Annotated in this window: 18 protein-coding genes; 12 read left to right on the forward strand and 6 right to left on the reverse strand. The window is 71.6% G+C overall.

Going from position 1 to position 22,904, the window contains the following annotated elements; translation table 11 throughout:
• Positions 1-4: 4 nt before the first annotated feature.
• Together IE207_RS09420 and IE207_RS09425 are read right to left on the reverse strand one after the other, a co-directional pair.
• On the reverse strand, positions 5-1,210 hold the full coding sequence (locus IE207_RS09420; protein WP_190183547.1) for a PQQ-dependent sugar dehydrogenase: 1,206 nt from the start codon (positions 1,208-1,210) through the stop codon (positions 5-7).
• 236 nt (positions 1,211-1,446) lie between these two features.
• Positions 1,447-2,454 carry an aldo/keto reductase gene (locus IE207_RS09425; protein ID WP_190183548.1) on the reverse strand — a complete coding sequence of 336 codons (1,008 nt, stop codon included), beginning with the start codon at positions 2,452-2,454 and terminating at the stop codon, positions 1,447-1,449.
• A 73-nt stretch (positions 2,455-2,527) separates the two neighbouring features.
• Here IE207_RS09425 and IE207_RS09430 point away from each other — a divergent pair, with 73 nt between their 5' ends.
• The 6 genes from IE207_RS09430 to serA all read left to right on the forward strand — a co-directional run bounded on the left by IE207_RS09430 (position 2,528) and on the right by serA (position 12,386).
• Positions 2,528-3,475, forward strand: a complete 948-nt coding sequence (locus IE207_RS09430; RefSeq protein ID WP_190183549.1) for a 2-hydroxyacid dehydrogenase — start codon at positions 2,528-2,530, stop codon at positions 3,473-3,475.
• A gap of 283 nt (positions 3,476-3,758) precedes the next feature.
• Positions 3,759-6,668, forward strand: coding sequence for a putative bifunctional diguanylate cyclase/phosphodiesterase (locus IE207_RS09435; protein WP_373304685.1), 2,910 nt, complete (start codon positions 3,759-3,761; stop codon positions 6,666-6,668).
• A gap of 228 nt (positions 6,669-6,896) precedes the next feature.
• Positions 6,897-8,783: an acetolactate synthase large subunit gene (locus IE207_RS09440; RefSeq protein WP_190183551.1), complete on the forward strand. Its 1,887-nt coding sequence runs from the start codon at positions 6,897-6,899 to the stop codon at positions 8,781-8,783.
• Between the two features lie 31 nt (positions 8,784-8,814).
• A complete protein-coding gene (gene ilvN / locus IE207_RS09445) occupies positions 8,815-9,339 on the forward strand; it encodes an acetolactate synthase small subunit (RefSeq protein ID WP_136214556.1) in 525 nt (174 codons plus the stop codon).
• A gap of 149 nt (positions 9,340-9,488) precedes the next feature.
• Positions 9,489-10,490, forward strand: coding sequence for a ketol-acid reductoisomerase (ilvC, locus tag IE207_RS09450; RefSeq protein WP_136214557.1), 1,002 nt, complete (start codon positions 9,489-9,491; stop codon positions 10,488-10,490).
• Positions 10,491-10,796: 306 nt separating this feature from the next.
• Positions 10,797-12,386, forward strand: a complete 1,590-nt coding sequence (gene serA / locus IE207_RS09455; protein ID WP_190183552.1) for a phosphoglycerate dehydrogenase — start codon at positions 10,797-10,799, stop codon at positions 12,384-12,386.
• Positions 12,387-12,456: 70 nt separating this feature from the next.
• Here the strand turns inward: serA and IE207_RS09460 are convergent, their stop codons facing one another.
• Complete coding sequence (locus IE207_RS09460) at positions 12,457-13,998, reverse strand: MFS transporter (protein WP_190183553.1); 1,542 nt, start codon at positions 13,996-13,998, stop codon at positions 12,457-12,459.
• A gap of 102 nt (positions 13,999-14,100) precedes the next feature.
• Here IE207_RS09460 and IE207_RS09465 point away from each other — a divergent pair, with 102 nt between their 5' ends.
• Positions 14,101-14,706 (forward strand): TetR/AcrR family transcriptional regulator, encoded by a 606-nt coding sequence (locus IE207_RS09465; protein ID WP_190183554.1) that lies wholly within the window; start codon positions 14,101-14,103, stop codon positions 14,704-14,706.
• A gap of 49 nt (positions 14,707-14,755) precedes the next feature.
• Positions 14,756-15,961 (forward strand): GDSL-type esterase/lipase family protein, encoded by a 1,206-nt coding sequence (locus tag IE207_RS09470; protein ID WP_190183555.1) that lies wholly within the window; start codon positions 14,756-14,758, stop codon positions 15,959-15,961.
• A gap of 9 nt (positions 15,962-15,970) precedes the next feature.
• Here the strand turns inward: IE207_RS09470 and IE207_RS09475 are convergent, their stop codons facing one another.
• Positions 15,971-17,110 carry a PucR family transcriptional regulator gene (locus IE207_RS09475; RefSeq protein ID WP_190183556.1) on the reverse strand — a complete coding sequence of 380 codons (1,140 nt, stop codon included), beginning with the start codon at positions 17,108-17,110 and terminating at the stop codon, positions 15,971-15,973.
• Positions 17,111-17,309: 199 nt separating this feature from the next.
• On the opposite strand from IE207_RS09475, the gene IE207_RS09480 reads away from it, so the two are divergent.
• Positions 17,310-18,236 carry a proline dehydrogenase family protein gene (locus IE207_RS09480; RefSeq protein ID WP_190183557.1) on the forward strand — a complete coding sequence of 309 codons (927 nt, stop codon included), beginning with the start codon at positions 17,310-17,312 and terminating at the stop codon, positions 18,234-18,236.
• Positions 18,237-18,268: 32 nt separating this feature from the next.
• The gene (gene pruA / locus IE207_RS09485) at positions 18,269-19,900 is read left to right on the forward strand and encodes an L-glutamate gamma-semialdehyde dehydrogenase (RefSeq protein ID WP_190183558.1); all 1,632 of its coding nucleotides are present in this window, start codon (positions 18,269-18,271) and stop codon (positions 19,898-19,900) included.
• On the opposite strand, the gene IE207_RS09490 is transcribed toward pruA, so the two are convergent.
• Positions 19,848-20,903, reverse strand: a complete 1,056-nt coding sequence (locus IE207_RS09490; RefSeq protein WP_190183559.1) for a quinone oxidoreductase family protein — start codon at positions 20,901-20,903, stop codon at positions 19,848-19,850. The genes pruA and IE207_RS09490 overlap by 53 nt on opposite strands.
• Before the next feature lie 86 nt (positions 20,904-20,989).
• Between IE207_RS09490 and IE207_RS09495 the strand changes: the two genes are divergently transcribed.
• Positions 20,990-21,436, forward strand: a complete 447-nt coding sequence (locus IE207_RS09495; RefSeq protein WP_190183560.1) for a MarR family winged helix-turn-helix transcriptional regulator — start codon at positions 20,990-20,992, stop codon at positions 21,434-21,436.
• Positions 21,437-21,487: 51 nt separating this feature from the next.
• Here IE207_RS09495 and IE207_RS09500 read toward each other — a convergent pair whose 3' ends face one another.
• A complete protein-coding gene (locus IE207_RS09500; protein ID WP_190183561.1) occupies positions 21,488-22,189 on the reverse strand; it encodes a nitroreductase family protein in 702 nt (233 codons plus the stop codon).
• 40 nt (positions 22,190-22,229) lie between these two features.
• Here IE207_RS09500 and IE207_RS09505 point away from each other — a divergent pair, with 40 nt between their 5' ends.
• A complete protein-coding gene (locus tag IE207_RS09505) occupies positions 22,230-22,811 on the forward strand; it encodes a GNAT family N-acetyltransferase (RefSeq protein WP_373304686.1) in 582 nt (193 codons plus the stop codon).
• Positions 22,812-22,904: the final 93 nt, after the last annotated feature.

A 22,904-nucleotide genomic window follows, 5' to 3' on the forward strand; every position in this document is an offset into this window, starting at 1 on the left:
GCGCTCACCTCACCGTCAGCGTCAGGATCCTGTCGTCGCCGCCGGACGGCGACCCCCGCCCGTCGGTCTCGCTCGTGACCAGCAGCAATCTGTCCCCGCCCAGGGCCACCACCGTCCGCAGCCGGCCGTACACGCCCTGGAGGAAGGCTTCCGGTTCCGCCACCGGGGCCGCCCCCGACAAGGGGATCCGCCACAGCCGCTCGCCCTTCAAGGCCGCCATCCAGATCGAGCCCTGCGCCCACGCGATCCCGCTCGGCGAGGCCTCGTCCGTCTTCCACACGGCCACCGGATCCCGCAGGCCGGGTCTGCCCGCCTTCCCCTCAACCTCCGGCCAGCCGTAGTTGCCGCCCGGTTCGATGAGATTGAGCTCGTCCCAGGTGTGCTGGCCGAACTCCGACGCCCACAGCCTTTTGCCGCTGTCCCAGGCCAGCCCCTGCACATTGCGGTGGCCGTAGGAGTAGACGACGGAGTCAGGCTCCGGATTGCCGTGCACCGGCTGCCCGTCCGGGGTCATCCGCAGGATCTTGCCGCCGAGCGACTTCTTGTCCTGCGCGAGCCCCGTGTCACCCGTCTCCCCGGTCCCGGCGTAAAGCATCTTGTCCGGGCCGAACGCGATACGGCCGCCGTTGTGTATGACGCCCTTGGGAATGCCCCGCAAAATGGTGTCCGGAGCGCCCAATTGCTGCCCCGGTGAGCGAGCGGGGTCGTACCGCATCCGGGCGATGCGATTGTCCGACTCGGTCGTGAAGTACGCGTACACCAGATGGTCCGAAGCGAAGGCGGGGGACAGGGCCAGCCCCAGCAGTCCGCCCTCACCGCCCGGGGCCACCCCCGGAACCTTGCCGATCTGCGTCACCGTGCCCGTGCCCACCTGCACCCTGCTGATGGTCCCCTTGTCCCGCGAGGCCACCAGCACGTCGCCCTCCGGCAGCGGCGCCACGCCCCACGGCGACTCCAGGTCCTTGGCCACCTCACCCGTCACGGTCACCGACCCCTTCGCGGGCGGCGCCGGAGCCTGCGGGGAGCCGGACGGGCCGGCCGAGGCAGCCGTCGCCCGCCCGGTGGCCGCCGCGTCCGGTGGTGAGGTGCCCGGCCGGGCGGTGGTGCCGCCCGGCGGGGAACATCCAGCCGCCAGCAGAGCCCCGCACCCCGCCAGGGCGAGAGCCGCCAGTGCTCCTCGGGGCCGGGCGCGCGGGCCCTCGTACGGCATGTGCGCTTGCGGTACCTCCCCGAACCATCGCGCACGCCCCCGGCCCTGCGCCGTCCCCGCCGGTCCCCGTCCGTATCGCATCGCCCTGCTCCCCTCCGGTCCTGTGTCCGTGCCCTTCCATCTGACTCAACAGCCACGGCCATACCCGAAGTTCCGTCGCTCGTACACTCGATCGAGTGGATGTCCGGGCGGCCCGGGGAACCGCCCCCCGCAACGCCCGCCCGAGCGGGGCCCGCTCAGTCCCAGGCCCCCACCGCCGCCGGCAGCCCCGCTATCTCCGCCAGATCGGCGGCCGTCAGCCGCACCTCCACCGCCCGCGCGTTCTCGGCCGCCCAGTGCGCACGGTCCGCGCCCGGCACCGGCACCACGTGCGGCCCCTGCGCCAGTACCCAAGCCAGCGCCACCTGCGCCGCGGTCACCTCCGGCCCGTGCCCGCGTGCCACCCTGCGCAGCCCTGCCACCAGCACCTGGTTCGCGGCCATCGCGTCCGCCGTGAACCTGGGGTGCCGGGCCCGCACGTCCTCGGACTCGAAGCCCGCCCCCGGCCGCAGCGTCCCCGTCAGGAAACCGCTGCCCAGCGGCATCGCCGCCAGCAGCCCCACCCCCCGCGCCGCGCACCACGGCAGCAGCTGCCACGCCGCCTCCGGCGACCACACCGACAGCTCCGCCTGCACCGCGCTCACCGGGAACACCTGCTGCGCCCGCTCCAGATGCCGCACGGTCGCCCGGTACCCGCGGTCCCCGCGCCGTCCCGCCCCCGGACCCGCCGCCGCCCCCAGCGCGCAGAACCCGAGCGCCCGCACCTTGCCCGCTGCCACCAGCTCCGCCATGGCGCCCCACGTCTCCTCCACCGGGACGTCCGGATCCACCCGGTGCAACTGGTACAGGTCTATGACGTCGGTCCGCAGCCGCCGCAGCGACGCGTCGCAGGCCCGCCGCACGTACCCCGGCCGCCCGTCGGCCACCACGTGCTGCTCGCCCGCCCGCAGCCCCACCTTGGCGGAGACGAACGCCTCGGAGCGCCGCTCGCGCAGCACGCGCCCGAGCACGAGCTCGTTGGTGAACGGCCCGTACACATCGGCCGTGTCCAGCAGGTTCGCCCCCAGGTCCAGCGCCGTGTGCAGGGTCCGCAGCGACTCCTCTCCCCGGCGGTGCGAAGGTGCGTACCCCCAGCTCATCGGCATGCAGCCGAGCCCGATGGCGCCCACCGTCAGCGGTCCCGCCCCGATCGACCTGCGCTCCACCCCTGCGTCCCCCTCCCGGTCCGGCCCTCAAACTAACGGCTTGATCGCGATGCCTTCGCATAGCCTCGTGATCATGACTGCAACGACCGGGGACGTGTGGCTCCCCTTCCCCGCCGCAGAGGTCGACGGCCTCCCCGACTGCTTCCGCTACCGGCTCTGGGACGGCGAGGAGCGGTTCCCGGCCGACCCGGGGCCCTGCGTCTTCTACGTCACGCCCTACATGAAGTCCCCGGCGGTGACCCTGCGCCCCCTGGCCGGCATGCCCGCGATCCGCGTCGTGCAGACCCTGACGGCCGGCATCGACCACGTCCTGCCCGGCGTCGACGCCCTGCCCTCCGGCGTACGGCTGTGCAACGCGCGCGGCGTCCACGAGGCGAGCACCGCCGAACTGTCCCTCACCCTGATCCTCGCCTCCCTGCGCGGCATCCCGGGCATGGTGCGCGGCCAGGACCGCGAGGAGTGGCACTCCGGTTTCTACGAGGCGCTCGCCGACAAGTCCGTCCTGATCGTCGGCTACGGCTCGATCGGCGCGGCCGTCGAGGACCGGCTGGAGCCGTTCGAATGCCGGCGGATCACGCGCGTCGCCCGCTCGGCCCGCTCCGCGCCGCGCGGTCCGGTGCACGCGCTCGCCGAGCTGCCCCGGCTGCTGCCGGACGCGGACGTGGTGGTCCTGTGCATGCCGCTGACCGAGGAGAGCCGGGGCCTGGCGGGCGCCGGGTTCCTCGGTGCCATGAAGGACGGAGCCCTGCTGGTGAACGTGGCCCGCGGGCCGGTCGTGGACACCGGGGCACTGCTGACGGAGCTGCGCTCGGGGCGGCTGCGCGCGGCGCTGGATGTCACCGACCCGGAACCGCTGCCCGCCGGGCACCCGCTCTGGCACGCCCCGAACCTCCTGATCACGCCTCATGTGGGGGGCAGCAGCAGCGCGTTCGAGCCACGGGCGAAGCGCCTGGTCGCCCGCCAGCTCACCCGTTTCGCCGCGGGGGAACCCGTGGAGAACACGGTGTTGATCACCGACTGAGGGCAGGATGGTAACCATGTGCATTCACCTGGATGCACGCAGTGGCCACAACCCTCCCGCTGGTCACGGAGAGTAGAGACTCTATGTCGCTGAGTGACGAAAGTGGTGTATCGTCCGGAAGAAGGGGCTGCGCCACGAACGTCTGGCGCTGGGGAGTGATCGGACCATTTGGGGGGCGACGGGCGATGCACGGCCAATGGACGAAGGACGCGCTGCGGCACAGCCGCCGGAAGCGACGGCGCCGGGACGGGGCCGGCCCGGGAGCAGTCTGCGAGGGGGGCCGGTGAGCGCCCCGGGGGCGGCGCTCCTGACCCGCCCGCCCGGCCGCGGCGGAGGCCGCGGCAGGGGCCTGGCGATGCAGCTCCTCCTCGCCGCCGCCTGCGCCGGGTACGCCGTCGGATCCGCCCTCGGCTGGGGCTCCAAGCAAGTGGCCGACTTCATGGGCGACTTCGGGCTCAGCGGGGGCGCGTTACTCGCCGCCGTCTCCTGCTACGGCTACGCGCGCACCATCGATCCGCGCGAGCGCCCCGCATGGCTGCTCTTCGCCTTCTCGTCCCTCATGGGCGCCTGCGGGAACGCCGTCTGGGGCTGGTACGAGGTGGTCCTCGGCGCCGAGGTGCCCAAGCACTCGCTCGCCGACTTCGCCTTCCTCTGCTTCGCGCCCCCCGCGATCGTGGGCCTGCTCGTCCTCGCAAAACGCCCCGTCAACCGGGCCGGATGGGTCTGCCTCGGGCTCGACTCCTGGCTCATCGGCGGCTCGCTCCTGACCCTGTCCTGGAGCCTGGCCCTGGCGAACGCCGCGCGCACCGCCCAGTCCGGGACCCCCAGCAGCGTGCTGAGCGCCGCGCTCACCCTCGCCTACCCGATCCTGGACATCGCGCTCGTCTCGATAGTCCTGGTCCTGCACTTCCGGCGCTCCGAGACCAACCGGTCCGCCGTCAACACCGCCATCGCGGCGCTGGCCCTGACCGTGCTCAGCGACGCCCTGTTCACCTCACCGCTGCTCAGCGCCGAGTACAAGTCCGGGCAGCTGCTGGACGCCGGCTGGTTCGCCGGCTCGCTGCTGCTCGCGTACGCGCCCTGGGGCGCCGGGCGCAGCCACCCCGGGCCCGTCGTCCCCCGGCACCCGAGGAGCGACCGCCCGGTCAGCCGCCCCATCACCGGATCGCTGACCGCCCTCACCCCGTACCTCGCGGCAGCCGTCTGCACGCTGGGCATCCTGTACAACGTCGTGGACGGCCGTAAAGTCGACCGCGTGGTCGTCTTCACCGGCTGCACGGTCGTGCTCGCCCTCGTCATCCGCCAGGGCATCATGCTCCTCGACAACATCGCGCTCACCCAGGAACTGGCCCAGAAGGAGAACCACTTCCGCTCCCTGGTCCAGGGTTCGAGCGACGTCATCATGATCGCCGCGCCCACGGGCACACTGCGCTACGTCAGCCCCGCCGCCGCCGGGGTCTACGGCCGCGAGGCGGAGGACCTCGTCGGTACGGAACTGGCCACCTTGATCCACCCCGACGACCTGGGCCGCGTGGTCCACGAGGTACGCCGCTTCCTCGCCACGCCGCCCGCCGAGGAACCCACGACGCGCATCGAGTGCCGGTTCAGGTCGGGCGGCGGCGAATGGCTCAACGTCGAGTCCACCGTCAACCGCCACCAGGGCGGCCTCATCCTCAACAGCCGCGACGTCACCGAGCGGGTCCGCCTCCAGGCCCAGCTCCAGCACAGCGCCGAGCACGACGCGCTGACCGACCTGCCCAACCGGGCCCTGTTCACCCGCCGCGTCCGCCAGGCCCTCACCGGCCGCCGGGCCGGTGACCACAGCAGCGCCGTGCTCTTCATCGACCTCGACGGCTTCAAGGCGGTCAACGACACCATCGGGCACCAGGCCGGTGACGAACTGCTCGTCGAGGCCGCGCGCCGCCTCCAGGACTCCGTCCGCGCCGGGGACACGGCGGCCCGTCTCGGCGGGGACGAGTTCGCCGCCCTGATCCTCGGCGACGGCAGCCGTGACCGCAGCGCCCGCGAATACCAGGTGCGGGAGATCGCCGACCGGCTGCGCGCCACGCTCTCCCAGCCGTACCGGATCTCCGGCAGCGAGGTCCGCGTCGCCGCCAGCATCGGGGTGGCCTTCGCGGAACCCGGCATCACCCCTTCGGACCTGATGCGCAACGCTGATCTGGCGATGTACCGGGCCAAGGCGGGCGGCAAGGACCGCGTCGAGCTGTACGCGCCGCAGATGCAGACCGAAGTAGTACGCAAGGCGGAGCTGGCCGGCCGGCTGCGCACCGCGCTCCACGAGGGTGAGTTCGCCCTGCTGCACCAGCCCGTGGTGTCGCTGGCCACCGGGGAGGTCACCGCGGTGGCCGCGCAGGCCCGCTGGCGCTCCGCCCAGGGGATCCTCTTCACCCCGGCCGAATTCCTGCGCGTGGCCGAGGCCGGCGAGGGCGCGCGCGCCGTCTCCCCGGGCGCCGCGGGCACCTTCGCCGGGGCCGCGTCCGTGCGCGCCGGCGAGCTGGGGCGCTGGCTGCTGGAGGAGGCCGTGGAGGAGGCCGCGGAGCGGCACCGGGCCGGGCACGACGTCCCGGTGGCCGTCCGGATGACCGCCGAACGGCTACTGGACCGGGGCGCACCGGCGGCCTCCGTGGAGGCCCTGCTGAACCGCCACGGACTGCCGTCCGGGGCGCTGGTGATCGAGCTCGCCGACAATGACCCCAGAGTCCCCTTCGACGAGCTGGAGCGCCGCCTGGCGGCCTTGCGCAGGCTCGGCGTCCTGATCGCGCTCGACGGCTTCGGCAGCGGCTACGCGGCCATCAGCGCCCTGCGCCGCCTCCCCGTCGACATGCTCAAGCTGGACCGCGGCCTGGTCGAGGGCGTGGTCGAGTCCCCCCGCCTCCACAAGATCACCGCAGGGCTCTTGCGGATCGCAAACGACCTCGGCATGCAGTCCGTGGCCGACGGGGTGGATCTTCCCGAGCAGGTCATGGCGCTGCGCTCGATGGGGTGCACCCACGGCCAGGGAATGGCCTTCTCGGGGCCACTCGACGAATACAGGCTGCGGCGCACGCTCGTGCGCGGTACGTTCCCAGTACCGGGCGCGCTGGCCCAGCCCGCCTTGGCCGGCGGCTCGTCCAGTGGCTCGATGGTCACCCTCAGAGGCTCACATAATGAGACGCCCGTCCCACCTACTTGACATCGACCTCCCGCCAGAGGGAGGGTCAATGCCATGCGCACCCGAATTCTCGTACTTGGAAAGCGCGTCGGCTGAAGCCGGGGTCGGTATATCCCCGCTCCACAACGCCCGACGCGCTCCCCTCGCTTGCCTCCCGGCACGAGGGGTTTTTTGTTGCACTGGCACACGCCCCCGGCCACGGTCCGGGGGATTCCCGCTCCTCGTAAAACCCTCAGCTTCGAGAAGAGAATGCCGATGACCGACCAGGCCACCGGGGCCCACCATCCGCAGCCGCGGCCCCGTACGGGTGGACAGCAGTCCGCCGCAGTTGAGCACGTCACGGGTGCGCAGTCCCTCATCCGCTCTCTCGAAGAGGTGGGGTGCGACACCGTGTTCGGCATCCCGGGCGGCGCCATCCTTCCCGCCTACGACCCGATGATGGACAGCAAGAAGGTCCGTCACATCCTGGTCCGCCACGAGCAGGGGGCCGGCCACGCCGCCACCGGCTACGCCCAGGCGACCGGCAAGGTCGGCGTCTGCATGGCCACCTCGGGCCCCGGCGCCACCAACCTGGTCACCCCGATCGCCGACGCCCACATGGACTCCGTCCCGCTGGTCGCGATCACCGGCCAGGTCTCCTCCAAGGCGATCGGCACCGACGCCTTCCAGGAAGCGGACATCGTCGGCATCACCATGCCGATCACCAAGCACAACTTCCTGGTCACCAAGGCCGAGGACATCCCGCGGACGATCTCCGAGGCGTTCCACATCGCCTCTACCGGCCGCCCCGGCCCGGTCCTCGTCGACATCGCCAAGGACGCGCTCCAGGCGAAGACGACCTTCTCCTGGCCGCCCACCCACGACCTCCCCGGTTACCGGCCGGTCACCAAGCCGCACGCCAAGCAGATCCGCGAGGCCGCCAAGCTCATCTGCCAGGCCAAGCGCCCGGTCCTGTACGTCGGCGGCGGCGTCATGAAGTCCGGCGCGACCGCCGAGCTCAAGGTGCTCGCCGAGCTGACGGGCGTTCCCGTCTGTACGACCCTGATGGCGCTGGGCTCCTTCCCCGACAGCCACCCCCTGCACGTCGGCATGCCCGGCATGCACGGCTCGGTCACCGGCGTCACCGCGCTGCAGAAGTCGGACCTGCTGATCGCGCTCGGCACCCGCTTCGACGACCGCGTCACCGGCAAGCTGGACAGCTTCGCCCCCTTCGCGAAGGTCATCCACGCGGACATCGACCCCGCGGAGATCGGCAAGAACCGAGAGGTCGACGTCCCGATCGTCGGCGACGCCCGCGAGGTCATCGCCGACCTGATCCAGGCCGTCCAGGCCGAGCACACCGAGGGCGGCGCCGGCGACTACAGCGCCTGGTGGAAGGACCTCAACCGCTGGCGCGAGACGTACCCGCTGGGCTACGACCTGCCCGCCGACGGCATGCTCTCCCCGCAGCAGGTCATCCAGCGCATCGGTGAACTCGCCCCCGAGCACACGATCTACGCGGCCGGCGTCGGCCAGCACCAGATGTGGGCCTCGCACTTCGTCAACTACGAGGAGCCCCGCACCTGGCTGAACTCCGGCGGCGCCGGAACCATGGGCTACGCCGTCCCGGCCGCCATGGGCGCCAAGGTCGGCATGCCCGAGCGCACCGTCTGGGCGATCGACGGCGACGGCTGCTTCCAGATGACCAACCAGGAACTGGTCACCTGTGCGCTGAACAACATCCCGATCAAGGTCGCGATCATCAACAACGGCGCGCTGGGCATGGTCCGCCAGTGGCAGACCCTGTTCTACAACCAGCGGTACTCCAACACCGTCCTGCACGCGGACGAGACCGGCCACGACACCGTCGGCTCCCAGCTCGGCGAGTCCATCGCCCCCCGCCAGGGCACCCGCGTCCCGGACTTCGTCAAGCTGTCCGAGGCCATGGGCTGCGTCGCGCTGCGCTGTGAGGACCCGGCGGACCTGGACCGCGTCATCGCCGAGGCCAACGCGATCAACGACCGTACGGTGGTCGTCGACTTCATCGTCCACGAGGACGCCATGGTGTGGCCGATGGTCGCCGCCGGCACCTCCAACGACGAGGTCATGGCAGCCCGGGGCGTCCGTCCCGACTTCGGCGACAACGAAGACGACTGAGCCGAGAGAGCCGAGAGAGAGAACGCCCCACATGTCCAAGCACACGCTCTCCGTCCTGGTCGAGAACACGCCCGGCATCCTCGCCCGGATCGCCGCGCTGTTCTCCCGCCGCGGGTTCAACATCGACTCCCTCGCGGTCGGCGTCACCGAGCACCCCGACATCTCGCGCATCACCATCGTCGTGAACGTCGAGGACCTTCCGCTGGAGCAGGTGACCAAGCAGCTGAACAAGCTGGTCAACGTGCTCAAGATCGTCGAGCTGGAACCGCACAGCGCCATCGAGCGCGAACTCGTTCTGGTGAAGGTCCGCGCCGACAACGAGACCCGCTCCCAGATCGTCGAGATCGTCCAGCTGTTCCGCGCCAAGACGGTCGACGTCTCCCCGGAGGCCGTCACCATCGAGGCCACCGGCGGCAGCGACAAGCTCGGCGCCATGCTCAAGATGCTGGAACCCTTCGGCATCAAGGAGCTCGTGCAGTCCGGCACGATCGCCATAGGGCGTGGCGGCCGGTCCATCACGGACCGCAGCCTGCGCGCGCTCGACCGCAGCGCCTGACCGATCGCCCCGCGCGGCGGCCTCGCGCGGTGACTCGCCGGTGACCCGGCGACGACACGCAAGCCGCCCGCATGGCGAGACCGAGAAACTCACATTCCGTTCCCCGCCGTACGGTGGGAGCAACACCAGCGCACCAAGGAGATATCCCAGTGGCCGAGCTGTTCTACGAGAACGACGCCGACCTGTCCATCATCGCGGGCCGCAAGGTCGCGGTCATCGGCTACGGCAGCCAGGGCCACGCCCACGCGCTGTCGCTGCGCGACTCCGGCGTCCCTGTCGTGGTCGGTCTGAAGGAAGGCTCTAAGTCCAAGGCGAAGGCCGAGGAGCAGGGCCTCAAGGTCCTCCCCGTGGCCGAGGCGGCCGAGTGGGCCGACGTCATCATGATCCTGACCCCGGACCCGCTCCAGGCCGAGATCTACGAGGAGTCCGTCAAGGACCACCTCAAGGACGGCGACGCGCTCTTCTTCGGTCACGGTTTCAACGTCCGCTACGGCTTCATCAAGCCCCCGGCCAACGTGGACGTCGCCCTCGTCGCGCCGAAGGGCCCGGGCCACCTGGTCCGCCGCCAGTACGAGGAAGGCCGCGGCGTGCCCTGCATCGCCGCCGTCGAGCAGGACTACACCGGCAACGCCTTCGCGCTCGCGCTCTCGTACGCGGCCGGTATCGGCGGCACCCGCGCCGGCGTCATCAAGACGACCTTCACCGAGGAGACCGAGACCGACCTGTTCGGTGAGCAGGCCGTCCTCTGCGGTGGCGCGTCCGCCCTGGTCAAGGCCGGTTTCGAGACCCTGACCGAGGCCGGCTACCAGCCGGAGATCGCGTACTTCGAGTGCCTGCACGAGCTCAAGCTCATCGTGGACCTCATGTACGAGGGCGGCCTGGAGAAGATGCGCTGGTCGGTCTCCGAGACCGCCGAGTGGGGCGACTACATCACCGGCCCCCGGATCATCACCGACGCCACCAAGGCCGAGATGAAGAAGGTCCTCGCGGAGATCCAGAGCGGCGAGTTCGCCAACACCTGGATGGCCGAGTACAAGGCCGGTCTGCCGAAGTACAACGAGTACAAGAAGGCCGACGAGGCGCACCTGCTGGAGACCACCGGCAAGAAGCTGCGCAAGCTGATGAGCTGGGTCGACAACGACGAGAGCTGATCTCGTGAGGCCGCGGGGCCGGGACCTGGTCCCGGCCCCGCGGTGCATCACCCGCCCGGGCCGCCGCGGTGTCGCCGCGGAGCCCATCCGGCCGGATCGCCACCCTCAGAAGCCGCCGGTTGTCCACCCCGGCCAATCACGGACGGGTGATCCTTCCGTACAGGCGGAGTTCCGGCCCGGAAGCGCCACTACACTGCTCAACACAACGCGTCAGGCCCACAGTGTCGTGCGTCTTCCACGCGGCTACCCCCTCCACCGCCTGCGGCCGTCGGGACGGCCGTCCGCACTGGACCTGTGAGGACCCACGTGAGCTCGAAACCTGTCGTACTCATCGCCGAAGAGCTGTCGCCCGCCACCGTGGACGCGCTCGGCCCCGACTTCGAGATCCGGCACGTCAACGGAGCCGACCGCGCGGAACTGCTGCCCGCGATCGTCGACGTCGACGCGATCTTGGTGCGCTCCGCCACCAAGGTCGACGCCGAGGCCATCGCCGCCGCGAAGAAGCTCAAGGTCGTCGCCCGCGCCGGTGTCGGCCTGGACAACGTCGACGTCTCCGCCGCCACCAAGGCCGGCGTGATGGTCGTGAACGCGCCGACCTCGAACATCGTGACCGCCGCCGAACTGGCCTGCGGTCTGCTCGTCGCCACCGCCCGCAACATCCCGCAGGCCAACACCGCCCTCAAGAACGGTGAGTGGAAGCGGAACAAGTACACCGGTGTCGAGCTGAGCGAGAAGACCCTCGGCGTCGTCGGCCTCGGCCGCATCGGCGTCCTGGTCGCCCAGCGCATGTCGGCCTTCGGCATGAAGGTCGTCGCGTACGACCCCTACGTACAGCCCGCGCGCGCCGCCCAGATGGGCGTCAAGATGCTGACGCTGGACGAGCTGCTGGAGGTCGCGGACTTCATCACCGTGCACCTGCCCAAGACCCCCGAGACCCTCGGTCTCATCGGGGACGAGGCCCTGCACAAGGTGAAGCCGTCCGTCCGTATCGTCAACGCCGCCCGCGGCGGGATCGTGGACGAGGCCGCGCTGTACTCGGCCATCAAGGAGGGCCGCGTCGCCGGCGCCGGCCTGGACGTGTACGCGAAGGAACCCTGCACGGACTCCCCGCTGTTCGAGCTCGACCAGGTCGTCTGCACCCCGCACCTCGGCGCGTCCACGGACGAGGCCCAGGAGAAGGCCGGTGTCTCGGTCGCCAAGTCGGTGCGCCTCGCCCTCGCCGGTGAGCTCGTGCCCGACGCGGTCAACGTCCAGGGCGGCGTCATCGCCGAGGACGTGCGTCCCGGCCTGCCGCTCGCCGAGAAGCTCGGCCGCATCTTCACCGCCCTCGCGGGCGAGGTCGCGGTCCGCCTCGACGTCGAGGTCTGCGGCGAGATCACCCAGCACGACGTCAAGGTGCTGGAACTCTCCGCCCTCAAGGGCGTGTTCGAGGACGTCGTCGACGAGACGGTCTCCTACGTCAACGCGCCGCTGTTCGCGCAGGAACGCGGTGTCGAGGTCCGGCTGACCACCAGCTCGGAGTCCCCGGACCACCGCAACGTGGTGACCGTGCGCGGCACCCTGTCGGACGGTCAGGAGGTCTCGGTCTCCGGCACGCTCGCGGGCCCCAAGCACCTCCAGAAGATCGTGGGCATCGGCGAGTACGACCTCGACCTCGCGCTCGCCGACCAGATGATCGTCCTGCGCTACGCCGACCGCCCGGGCGTCGTCGGCACCGTCGGCCGCATCCTCGGCGAGGCCGGCCTCAACATCGCGGGCATGCAGGTCGCCCGCGCCGAGGAGGGCGGCGAGGCGCTCGGCGTGCTCACGGTCGACGCCGAGGTCCCGGTCAACGTCCTCGCGGACATCGCCGCCGAGATCGGCGCCGTCTCGGCGCGCACGGTCAGCCTCACCTGATCCGCCGTACGACTGAGCGGAAGGGCCCGGGTGTTCCCCCGGGCCCTTCCGCTTTTTTCTTCTACGAAGCTCAGTGCGCGAGGGCTCCGGGAGCCTCGGCCGGCTCCGCCGCGGCCGGGGCAGGAGCTCCGATACCCCGCATCGAGACCACCGCGAACACCGCCGCCGCGAGCAGCAGCGCCGTGCCGCCCCAGGCCGCGTACCGCATCCCGTGGACGAAGGCCTCCCGGGCCAGCGTCAGGACCTGCCCGCCCGCGTCCCCGCCGAGCCGCTGGGCCACCGCGACCGCGCCGCCCAGGGTCTCCCGTACGGCGGGGTCCGCGCCGTCCAGGTCACCGCGGTAGACGGCGGTCCCGAGGCTGCCGAGGAGCGCCATCCCGAGGGCCCCGCCGAACTCCTGGCCCGTCTCCAGCAGCGAGGCGGCCGAACCGGCCTTCTCGGCGGGGGCCGATCCCAGCGCCATGTCGGAGACGAGGGACATCACCGTCACGATGCCGGAGGCGAGGACACCCGCCGCGACCAGCAGCAACACCAGCGAGTCGGTGTCGAGGAACCCCATCAGGGCGAACCCGGCGGCGGCGAGGACGAACCCGCCGGCAATGACGTGGGCCCGGTCGGTCTTCTGCGCGATGGCCGCACCGACGGGGGCGGCGGCGCCGATGGCGAGCGAGGGGGCGAGGCTCCACAGGGCCGCTTCGAGCGTGCCCATGCCCAGGACCGACTGGAGGTACTGGGTGGTGAAGTAGGCGGAGCCCATCATGGCGAAGGCGGCGACGGTGTTGAGACCGATGCCCGCGCCGAAGCCGCGGCCCCGGAAGAGCGCCCGGCTGATCATGGCGTCCTCACGGGTGCGCTGGCGGCGCAGGAACACGTAGCCGAAGACCAGGCCGACCGCGACGCAGCCGAGGTAGAGCGGCTCGAACCCCTCGGCGGCGATCTCCTTGAGGCCGTAGACCAGCGGCAGGACGGCGGCCGTCGACAGCGGGACGCTCAGCAGGTCGAAGCGGCCGGGGGCCGGGTCCTTGAACTCCGGGACCAGCACGGGGACCAGGAGCAGCAGGAGCAGCATCGCGGGGACGTTGATGAGGAAGACCGAACCCCACCAGAAGTGGTTCAGCAGCAGGCCGCTCATCACGGAGCCGAGCGCGATGCCGCCGGTCATGACGCCGGACCAGATCGCGATGGCCTGGCCGCGCTGCTTGGCGTCCTGGAAGAGGTTGCGCACCAGCGCCAGCGTGGACGGCATCAGGGTCGCACCGCCGATGCCGAGCAGTACGCGGGCCGCGATCAGCATCTCCGGGCTGGTGGCGTAGGCGGCGCCGACGGAGGCGAGACCGAAGGCGGCCGCGCCCATCAGCAGCAGCTTGCGGCGGCCGATCCGGTCGCCCAGCGAACCCATGGTGATGAGCAGTCCGGAGAGGGCGAAGGCGTAACTGTCGAAGATCCACAGCTGCTGGGTCGAACTCGGGTCCAGCTGGCGGGTGATGGCGGGGATGGCGAAGTAGAGGACGGAGACGTCCATCGAGACCAGGAGCAGGGGCAGCACGAGGACGGTGAAGGCGATCCATTCACGGCGGCCGGCGAGGCGTGCTGTAGCAGCGGGGTTCGTCATGAGAAGCAATGTACAGACGTCATAAACGCTTGTCTAGTACGTCTGTGTGGAACATTCGTCAGAGACACTCGTCTATGACGCTTGTCTTGTTATGCTGCGGCCATGGGACATCGTGAAGATCTGCTCGTGGGCGCGAAGAAGTGCCTGATGGAGAAGGGTTTCGTGCGGACCACCGCGCGCGACATCGTCAACGCCTCCGGTACGAACCTGGCGTCCATCGGCTACCACTACGGCTCCAAGGACGCGCTGCTGACCCAGGCCTACATCGAACTCATCCAGCAGTGGGGCGACACCTGGACGGCCGACAGGGTCGGCGAGGACGGCTCGCTGGAACGGTTCCGCTCGGTGTGGGAGGGCATCGTGTCCGGGCACGAGCAGAGCGGTCCGCTGTGGGCGGCGAGCATGGAGGTCGCACTGGGCGGCGAGCGGCTGCCGCAGCTGCGCCAACTCCTCGCAGCCTCGCAGGGCGAGGGGCGCAAGGGAATGATCGCGCTCATGACGGGCAGGCCGGAGGAGGAGCTGACGGACCGGGAGGTGCGCACCCTCGGGGCGTTCTACCAGGCGCTCCTGAACGGCCTGATGATCCAGTGGATCTTCGACCCCGAATCGGCGGCCACGGCCGAGGAGTTCACCGAGGGCATGCGCATGGCCGCCGAGGGCATCTTCCGGGCCGCGGGGGCACGGGCGAAGGGCGACGACGACGCGTAGCGGGCGCGGCGGTCGGGGGAACCGGGGGAAAACCGTGCGGCGCCCGGTCATGCCGTGTGGCTATCGTCGCTGGTCACCCCCTAAGGAGGCCAAAGTGACGGACTGGACCACCACCCCTGTCGGACCCCACATCCTGCGCGGTGCGCTCGAACTGGAACGCACCGCCCGGGGGTTGCTCCCGCACCGGCTCCCGGGCCGGGCGCGCCGGCAGTGCCCCGACCCCTACCTCGCCATGGTCGAGTCCCAGCCCTCCGGAGTGCGGCTCGCGTTCCGCACCCGTGCCACCGCCGTCGAACTGGACGTGCTGCCAACGAAGGTGGTCTACCGGGACGCCCCGACGCCACCGGACGGCCTGTACGAGCTGGTCGTCGACGGGCGTCTGACGGCCCGGGCCATCGCCGCGGGCGGGAACGTGCGCACCGTCGACATGATGGCCGGATCGGCGGTGACCGAACCCGGACCGGTCACCACCGTCCGGTTCACCGGGCTGGCCGCCGGGGAGAAGGACATCGAGATCTGGCTGCCGCAGGCGGAGATCACCGAGCTGGTGGCCCTGCGGACGGACGCGCCCGTCAGTGAGGCGGCCGATCACGGCCGCCGGGTGTGGCTGCACCACGGCAGTTCGATCAGCCACGGTTCGAGGGACTCCGGTCCGACCGGGACGTGGCCGGCCGTCGCCGCGCGCGCGGGCGGCGTGGAGCTGATCAACCTGGGACTGGGCGGCAACGCCCTGCTCGACCCCTTCACCGCGCGGGCCATGCGGGACACCCCCGCCGACCTGATCAGCATCAAGATCGGCATCAACCTGGTCAACACCGACCTGATGCGGCTGCGCGCCTTCGGCCCGGCGGTCCACGGCTTCCTCGACACCCTCCGCGAGGGGCACCCGAGCGCGCCGCTGCTCGTCGTCTCGCCGATCCTGTGCCCGGTCCAGGAGGACACCCCCGGGCCCCTGGCACCGGAGTTCGAGGGCGGGACGCTGCGGTTCCGGGCGACGGGCGACCCGGCGGAGCGCGCCGCCGGGCGGCTGACGCTGGGCGTCATCCGGGACGAGCTGGCCCGGATCACGGCGGCCCGGGCGGCCGAGGACCCCAACCTGCACTACCTGGACGGCCGCGCCCTCTACGGAGAGCCGGACCTCGCCGAACTCCCCCTCCCGGACGGCCTCCACCCCGACGCCGCCGGCCACCGCCGCATCGGCGACCGCTTCGCGGAGCACGCCTTCGGCGAGAGGGGCCCCTTCGCGTCGAAGTAGCCGCCCCGGTCAGAGCAGGCGGGCCGTTTTGAGGGCCATGTGGAGCAGGAGGCGGTCTTCGCCCTCGTCCAGGTCGAGGCCCGTCAGGAGCTCCACTCGGCCCAGCCGGTAGTACAGGGTCTGGCGGTGGATGCCGAGGGCGGCCGCCGCGCGGCCTGCTTGGCCCGCGCAGTCGAGGAAGACCTCGGCCGTGCGGGCCAGTTCGCGGTGGGCCGGGGCGAGGAGGGGGCGGGTCGCCGGGTCGTCCGGCGGGGTCGTCGCCAGCGTGGCCAGCATCCGGTACGGGCCGATCGCCGACCACCGCGCCACCGGGCCGAGCCGGGGCTGGGCGGCCGCCGCCCGGGCCGCCGCCCAGGCCTGCGACCAGGCATCGGCGAGCCCCGCGGTCCCGCGCCGGGGCTCCGCGATCCCGGCGCTCGCCCCGCCCCCCCGGGTCAGCAGCCGGGCCGTCACCGTTTCCGCCGGGGTCAGGGCGTCCGCCGAGCGGAGCCTGACCAGCAGCGCCAGGCCGGGCGCGCCCGGGGACGGCGCCACGCACACCGCCGCCACGCCCGGCACCGAGCCCGGCGCCTCCCCGGCCCACGGGGTCAGGCACACCACGGCGTGCAGGCCGTCGCCGTCCGGGCCGAGGGCGGAGCGCAGCGCGGACTCCGCCATCTCCCGCTCCCAGCCCCGGCCGGCGGTGAGCGCCGTACGGAACTCCCGCGACAGGTCCGCGCCCGCCCTGGCCTCCTGCGCGAGCAGCACCCCGATCCGCTCGGCGACCTCCATGGCGGAGGCCAGCGCCGCCGGGCCGGGTCCCGCGCCCGATCCGGGTTCCGGATCCAGCAGCCACACGTAGCCCTGCACGACGCCCCGGTACCGCACCGGCAGGCAGATCCGGCCCCGGAACACCCCCGCGTCCGGCGCCGCCGGGATCCGTACCGGTCCGGTGGCGCGGGCGATGCCGAACGCCTCGAACCAGGCGCGGACGGCCGCCGTCGACTGCCGGGTGAGGATCGAACGGGTGCGTACCGGGTCCATGGCGAGATCGTCATCGCTGTCGTGCGCGCCGAAGGCGATGAGGCGGAAGTCCCGGTTCTCCAGCGTCGCCGGTGCGCCGACCAGCGCCGAGATCTCGTCCACCAGGTCCTGGTAATCGCCCTTCACCCGCACATTCTCCCACCCCCGGAACCGGCCGTCAGACATGTGTATGAGATAGCCGCCACGGATGCGTGACAGCTGTCGATAGCAGAGGATCGTGGAGATCCTTAGGTTTCACGGTGGTTTTACTTGCGTTTTTCTTACGTCCCCCGCCCATCCGGCGACGGATCGTATGTCCGCTTCTGCCACCCGTTGGAGGTGCCCCGTGCTGGGTCCCGCGATCCTCGCCGCGTCGCGCAGCGACAAGATGCGCCGAATCGTCTCTGCCGCCCCCGTGACCAAGCCCGTGGTGAACCGGTTCATCCCCGGTGAGACGGTCGACCAGGTCATCCCGATCGTCGAGGACCTCACGCGCAAGGGCCTCGAGGTCACCCTCGACGTGGTCGGCGAGGACATCACCACCGTGGAGCAGTCCCACGCCGCGCGAGACGCCTACCTGGAGCTGATCGAGCGGCTCGGCGCCCTGGGCCTGGGCGACAAGGCCGAGATGTCCGTCAAGCTCTCCATGTTCGGCCAGGCGCTCCCGGGCGGCCACGAGCTGGCGCTCGCCAACGTCCGCCCCGTCGTCGAGGCCGCCGCCGCCATCGGCACCACCGTCACCCTGGACGCCGAGGACCACACCACCCTCGACTCGATGTTCGCCATCCACGAGGAGCTGCGCCGGGACTTCCCGCAGACCGGCTGCGTGATCCAGGCGTACCTCTTCCGCACCGAGGCCGACGCCCGGCGCCTGGCCGCCGCGGGCAGCCGCGTGCGCATCGTCAAGGGCGCCTACAAGGAGCCCGCCGAGGTCGCCTACCAGGACAAGGCCGAGATCGACAAGGCGTACGTCCGGATCATGAAGATCCTGATGGAGGGCGAGGGGTACCCGATGATCGGGTCCCACGACCCGCGTCTGATCGCCATCGCACAGGAGCTCGCGCGGGCGGCCGGGCGCAAACTGGACGAGTACGAGTTCCAGATGCTGTACGGCATCCGCGGCGAGGAGCACCTGCGGCTGGCCGCCGAGGGCCACCGGATGCGTGTCTACACCGCCTACGGGACGGACTGGTACGGCTACTTCATGCGCCGCCTGGCGGAGAAGCCGGCCAACCTCCTCTTCTTCCTCCGCTCGATGATCACCAAGAACTAGGTCCAGAACTAGCTCAAGGAGTTACCAGCCCCATGGATGCTGTGACCCAGGTCCCCGCGCCGGTCAACGAGCCGGTCCACTCGTACGCACCCGGCAGCCCGGAGCGCGCACGTCTCGAAATCCAGCTCAAGCAGCTGTCCGAGAACCCGATCGACCTTCCCATGACGATCAACGGCGTCAAGCGGATGGGCGGCGGCGAGCGTTTCGACGTCGTGCAGCCGCACGACCACAAGTCGGTGCTCGGCACCTACGCCAACGCCACCGAGGCCGACGCCCAGGAGGCCGTCGACGCCGCCCTGGCCGCCGCCCCGGCCTGGCGCGCGATGTCCTTCGACGACCGCGCCGCGATCATCCTGCGCGCCGCCGACCTGCTGGCCGGCCCCTGGCGCGAGAAGCTGGCCGCGTCCACCATGCTCGGCCAGTCGAAGACCGCCCAGCAGGCCGAGATCGACACCCCCTGCGAGCTCGTCGACTTCTGGCGCTTCAACGTCCACTTCGCCCGCCAGATCCTGGCGGAGCAGCCGGCCGCGAACAGCGCCGGCGTGTGGAACCGCAGCGACCACCGCCCGCTCGAAGGCTTCGTCTACGCGATCACCCCGTTCAACTTCACGGCCATCGCCGGCAACCTGCCGACCGCCCCGGCCCTGATGGGCAACGTGGTCGTGTGGAAGCCGTCCCCGACGCAGACGCACTCCGCGGTCCTGCTGATGGAGCTCCTGGAGGCGGCCGGTCTGCCCAAGGGCGTCATCAACCTGGTGACGGGCGACGGCATCGCCGTCTCCGAGGTGGCCCTGAACCACCCCGAGCTGGCGGGCATCCACTTCACCGGCTCGACCAAGACCTTCCAGTACCTGTGGAAGACGGTCGGCAACAACATCGAGAAGTACCGGTCCTACCCGCGCCTGGTCGGCGAGACCGGCGGCAAGGACTTCGTCGTCGCGCACCCGTCCGCGGACCGCGACATCCTCAAGACGGCGCTGACCCGCGGCTCCTTCGAGTTCCAGGGCCAGAAGTGCTCGGCGTCCTCCCGCGCCTACATCCCGGCGTCGATCTGGAACGACGGCTTCAAGGAGGCCTTCGCGGCCGAGGTCGACGGCATCGCCATGGGTGACGTCCGCGACCTGACGAACTTCATCGGCGCCGTCATCGACGAGCGTTCGTTCGCCAAGAACAAGGCCGCCATCGACCGCGCCAAGGCCGACCCGACCTGCACCATCGTCGCGGGCGGCAGCTACGACGACTCGGAGGGCTACTTCGTCCGCCCGACCGTCATCGAGTGCACGGACCCGGCGAACGAGGTCTTCACGACCGAGTACTTCGGCCCGATCCTGGCCGTCCACGTCTACGAGGACGAGCGGTTCGACGCGATGCTGGAGCAGATGGAGTCGGTCTCGGCGTACGCCCTGACCGGCGCCGTCATCGCCCAGGACCGCTACGCGGTGGCCGACGCGATGGACAAGCTCCGCTTCGCGGCGGGCAACTTCTACATCAACGACAAGTCGACCGGCGCCGTCGTCGGCCAGCAGCCCTTCGGCGGCGGCCGCGCCTCGGGTACGAACGACAAGGCCGGCGCGGCGTCGAACCTGCTGCGCTGGACCTCGACCCGCTCCATCAAGGAGACGCTGGTCCCGCCCACGGACTACGCGTACCCCCACATGGGCTGACCGCCCCCCCGCTGAACCCCGCCCCCGTTCCGGTACCCCCAAGCCCGGAGCGGGGGCGGTTTCCATGTCCGGGGAAGAAGGGTGGCACGAGCACCACCTTCCCGAGGTTGCGGCGCCGCTCGACCACCGTGTGCGCGCGGGCCGCCTCGGCCAGCGGGATCTCCTCGTGCACGGACGCGCGCAGGGTGCCCGCGTCCCGCATCTGCCACACCTCGCGAAGCCAGCGGGCGTACAGCGCGGGCTTGCCGAGGGCGATCGCCCGCATCTGGAAGCCGATCACCGACGCGCCGCGGACCAGTAGCTCGTACGCCTCCACCGTGCCGCCGCCGGAGCCGAAGGCCACCAGCCGGCCGCCGGGCGCGAGGGAGCGTACGGCGCGGGAGAGCAGGTCGCCGCCGACACCGTCCAGGACGAAGTCGTACGGGTCTCCCCACTCGGCGTCCTCGTACAGCACGACCTCGTCGGCGCCTAGGGAGCGGACGAAGTCCCCCTTGGCGGGGTCGCTCACGGCCGCCACCACCCGCCCGGCGCCCCCAGCCCTGGCGTACTGGAGCGCGAGGGTGCCGGTGGCGCTGGCCGCCGCCGTCACCAGGACCGACTCGCCGGGCTCCGGGCGCGCGGCTTCGTACGCCCCGCGCGCCACCAGGCCGCTGCGCACGAGCGCGATCGCCTCGACGGCACTCGCGCCCTCGGGGATGCGGGAGGCCATGGCGGTGTGCAGGACGGCGAACTCGGCATAGGCCTGCGCGAAGCAGAGCCCGGTCACCCGGTCGCCGACGGCGAAGCCCGTCACGTCGGCGCCCAGGGCCTCCACGGTGCCGGCGACCTCGCCGCCCAGCGGCATCGGCTCGCTGCTCTCGCGCACCTTGCGCACGGTGGGCAGGGTGACACCGATCGCCTCCACACGGACCAGCAGCTCACCGGCCGACGGGCGGGGGACTTCGGCTTCCTCGCCGAACAGCACCTGGGGGCCGCCGTTGACCTCGTACCGGACACGCAGCACGGAACCTCCTCCACGGTTTTCGTTGGGTCGCCCAACGGTATCGAAAGTCGTGGGGATGTCCAACGGTTTTCGGATAGGCTCTGCCCATGAACCCGGCGCCCACGACCTCAGCGCTCGCCCACATCCAGACCCTGCCGACCTGGCTCGTCGGCCGGGTGGCCGCCCACGGCCGGGCACTGGTCGCCGACGCGCTCGCCGCGGAGGGGCTGAGGCTCGCGCACCACGCGGTACTCGCGGCGACGGACGAGTACGGCCCCCTCGCCCAGGCCGACCTCGGCCGCCGGCTGGCCATCGACCCCAAGGACCTCGTCGGCCTGCTGAACCACCTCCAGGGCGCGGGCCTCGTCCTGCGCACGCCGGATCCCGCCGACCGCCGCAAGAACGCCATCAGCCTCACCCCGGCCGGCGCGGACGCGCTGGCCCGCTGTACGGCCCTGGCGCAGGCGGCGAACGCCGAGTTCCTCGCGCCGCTGGAACCGGCGGAGCGGGACACCCTGCTGGCGCTGCTCGGCCGGATCCACGACGCCTCCTAGGCCCTGTCCGGCGCGGGAAGACCGTCCGGGCAGGGCCCGGGGGCGGAGTCCTCAGACCTCGACCAGGACCTGGTCCAAGGACTTGCGCACCAGGTCCGGGACCTCGCAGTCGTCCGCGGGGTAGCCGACCGGGACGACGGCGAAGGCCTTCTCGTTCTCCGGGCGGTCCAGGACCTGGGAGAGGAAGCGCATCGGGCTCGGGGTGTGGACCAGCGCCGCGAGCCCGCTCAGGTGGAGCGCGGACAGCAGCATGCCGACCGCGATGCCGACCGACTCGTCGACGTAGTAGTGCTTGTGCTTCGTGCCGTCCGGCCCCAGCCAGTAGCGCTGCTGGAAGACCACGATCAGGGCCGGGGCGTCGGTGAGGTGGGTCTTGACGGCGTCAGTGCCGATCGGGCGCAGCGCGGCGAGCCACTCCTCCCCGAGACGGCCGTCGTAGGAGACCTGCTCCTCCTGCTCCGCCGCGGCTCGGATCTTCCGGCGGACGTCCGGGTCCTTGACCAGGACGAACGTCCACGGCTGCTGGTGCGCGCCGGAGGGGGCGGTCGCGGCGCAGGCGATGGCGTCCCGGACGGCCTGCTCCGGCACGGGGTCGGTGGAGAAGTGGCGTACGGTCCGCCGCTCGTCCATCCGCGCCCGCAACTGCGCGGCGCGCGCCAGGGATTCGGTGGTCGGCATCCGCTCGGGCCGGTAGGGGACGGGCCGGTACGGATCGCCGTGGGTGGGGGTCCACTGCTGGGTCTCGGAGGACATGCAGCGAGTGTGCGCGGGCGGCCGCGGGGAGGCCAGGAACATGCCGGTCGATCCGTGGCCGGGAGACACTGGGTCCATGACCGATACACGGACAGTCCTCGCGCACACCTCGCAACTGGCGCCCGGAACGCCGGAGGAGGTCCGGGCGCTGCTGGACGCCGCGTTCGACGGGGACTTCACCGACGAGGACTTCGAGCACGCGCTCGGCGGGATGCACACCCTGGTGTACGAGGGCGGCGAACTCGTCGCGCACGGGAGCGTGGTCCAGCGCCGGGTGCTGCACCGGGGGAGGGCGCTGCGCACCGGGTACGTCGAGGCCGTGGCCGTCCGGGCGGACCGGCGGCGCAGCGGGATCGGGAGCGCCGTGATGGCCGGCCTGGAGGCGGTGATCGCACGGGCCTACGTGCTCGGCGCCCTGTCGGCGTCGCAGGCCGGCGCCGGGCTCTACCTGGGCCGCGGCTGGTCGGCGTGGCCGGGGCCGATCGGGGTGCTCGCCCCGGAGGGGGTGTTGCGGCTCCCCGACGAGGAGGGGTCCACGTACGTGTGGTCGCCGCCCGGCGGGGTCCGGCCGGACCCCGCCGGGCGGCTCGACTTCGACTGGCGCGACGGGGACGTCCTCTAGTGCTGTGGCCGGCAAACCTTCCCGGCGACAGCACTAGGCGGGGCGCTCCGGGGAGCCTGTGGGCGGGGCGTACTCCGGCCGGGCCTGTTCCGG

Source organism: Streptomyces cirratus (assembly GCF_014650775.1).
Lineage (GTDB): Bacteria > Actinomycetota > Actinomycetes > Streptomycetales > Streptomycetaceae > Streptomyces > Streptomyces cirratus.

Bases quoted from the DNA above. Each gene is read 5' to 3' on its own strand.
- pruA (WP_190183558.1), top strand. From the start codon at position 18,269: ATGGATGCTGTGACCCAGGTCCCCGCGCCGGTCAACGAGCCGGTCCAC.
- IE207_RS09430 (WP_190183549.1), top strand. From the start codon at position 2,528: ATGACTGCAACGACCGGGGACGTGTGGCTCCCCTTCCCCGCCGCAGAG.
- IE207_RS09440 (WP_190183551.1), top strand. From the start codon at position 6,897: ATGCCGATGACCGACCAGGCCACCGGGGCCCACCATCCGCAGCCGCGG.
- IE207_RS09495 (WP_190183560.1), top strand. From the start codon at position 20,990: ATGAACCCGGCGCCCACGACCTCAGCGCTCGCCCACATCCAGACCCTG.
- IE207_RS09465 (WP_190183554.1), top strand. From the start codon at position 14,101: ATGGGACATCGTGAAGATCTGCTCGTGGGCGCGAAGAAGTGCCTGATG.
- IE207_RS09420 (WP_190183547.1), bottom strand. From the start codon at position 1,210: ATGCCGTACGAGGGCCCGCGCGCCCGGCCCCGAGGAGCACTGGCGGCT.
- ilvN (WP_136214556.1), top strand. From the start codon at position 8,815: ATGTCCAAGCACACGCTCTCCGTCCTGGTCGAGAACACGCCCGGCATC.
- IE207_RS09460 (WP_190183553.1), bottom strand. From the start codon at position 13,998: ATGACGAACCCCGCTGCTACAGCACGCCTCGCCGGCCGCCGTGAATGG.
- IE207_RS09505 (WP_373304686.1), top strand. From the start codon at position 22,230: ATGCCGGTCGATCCGTGGCCGGGAGACACTGGGTCCATGACCGATACA.
- IE207_RS09500 (WP_190183561.1), bottom strand. From the start codon at position 22,189: ATGTCCTCCGAGACCCAGCAGTGGACCCCCACCCACGGCGATCCGTAC.
- IE207_RS09470 (WP_190183555.1), top strand. From the start codon at position 14,756: ATGCCGTGTGGCTATCGTCGCTGGTCACCCCCTAAGGAGGCCAAAGTG.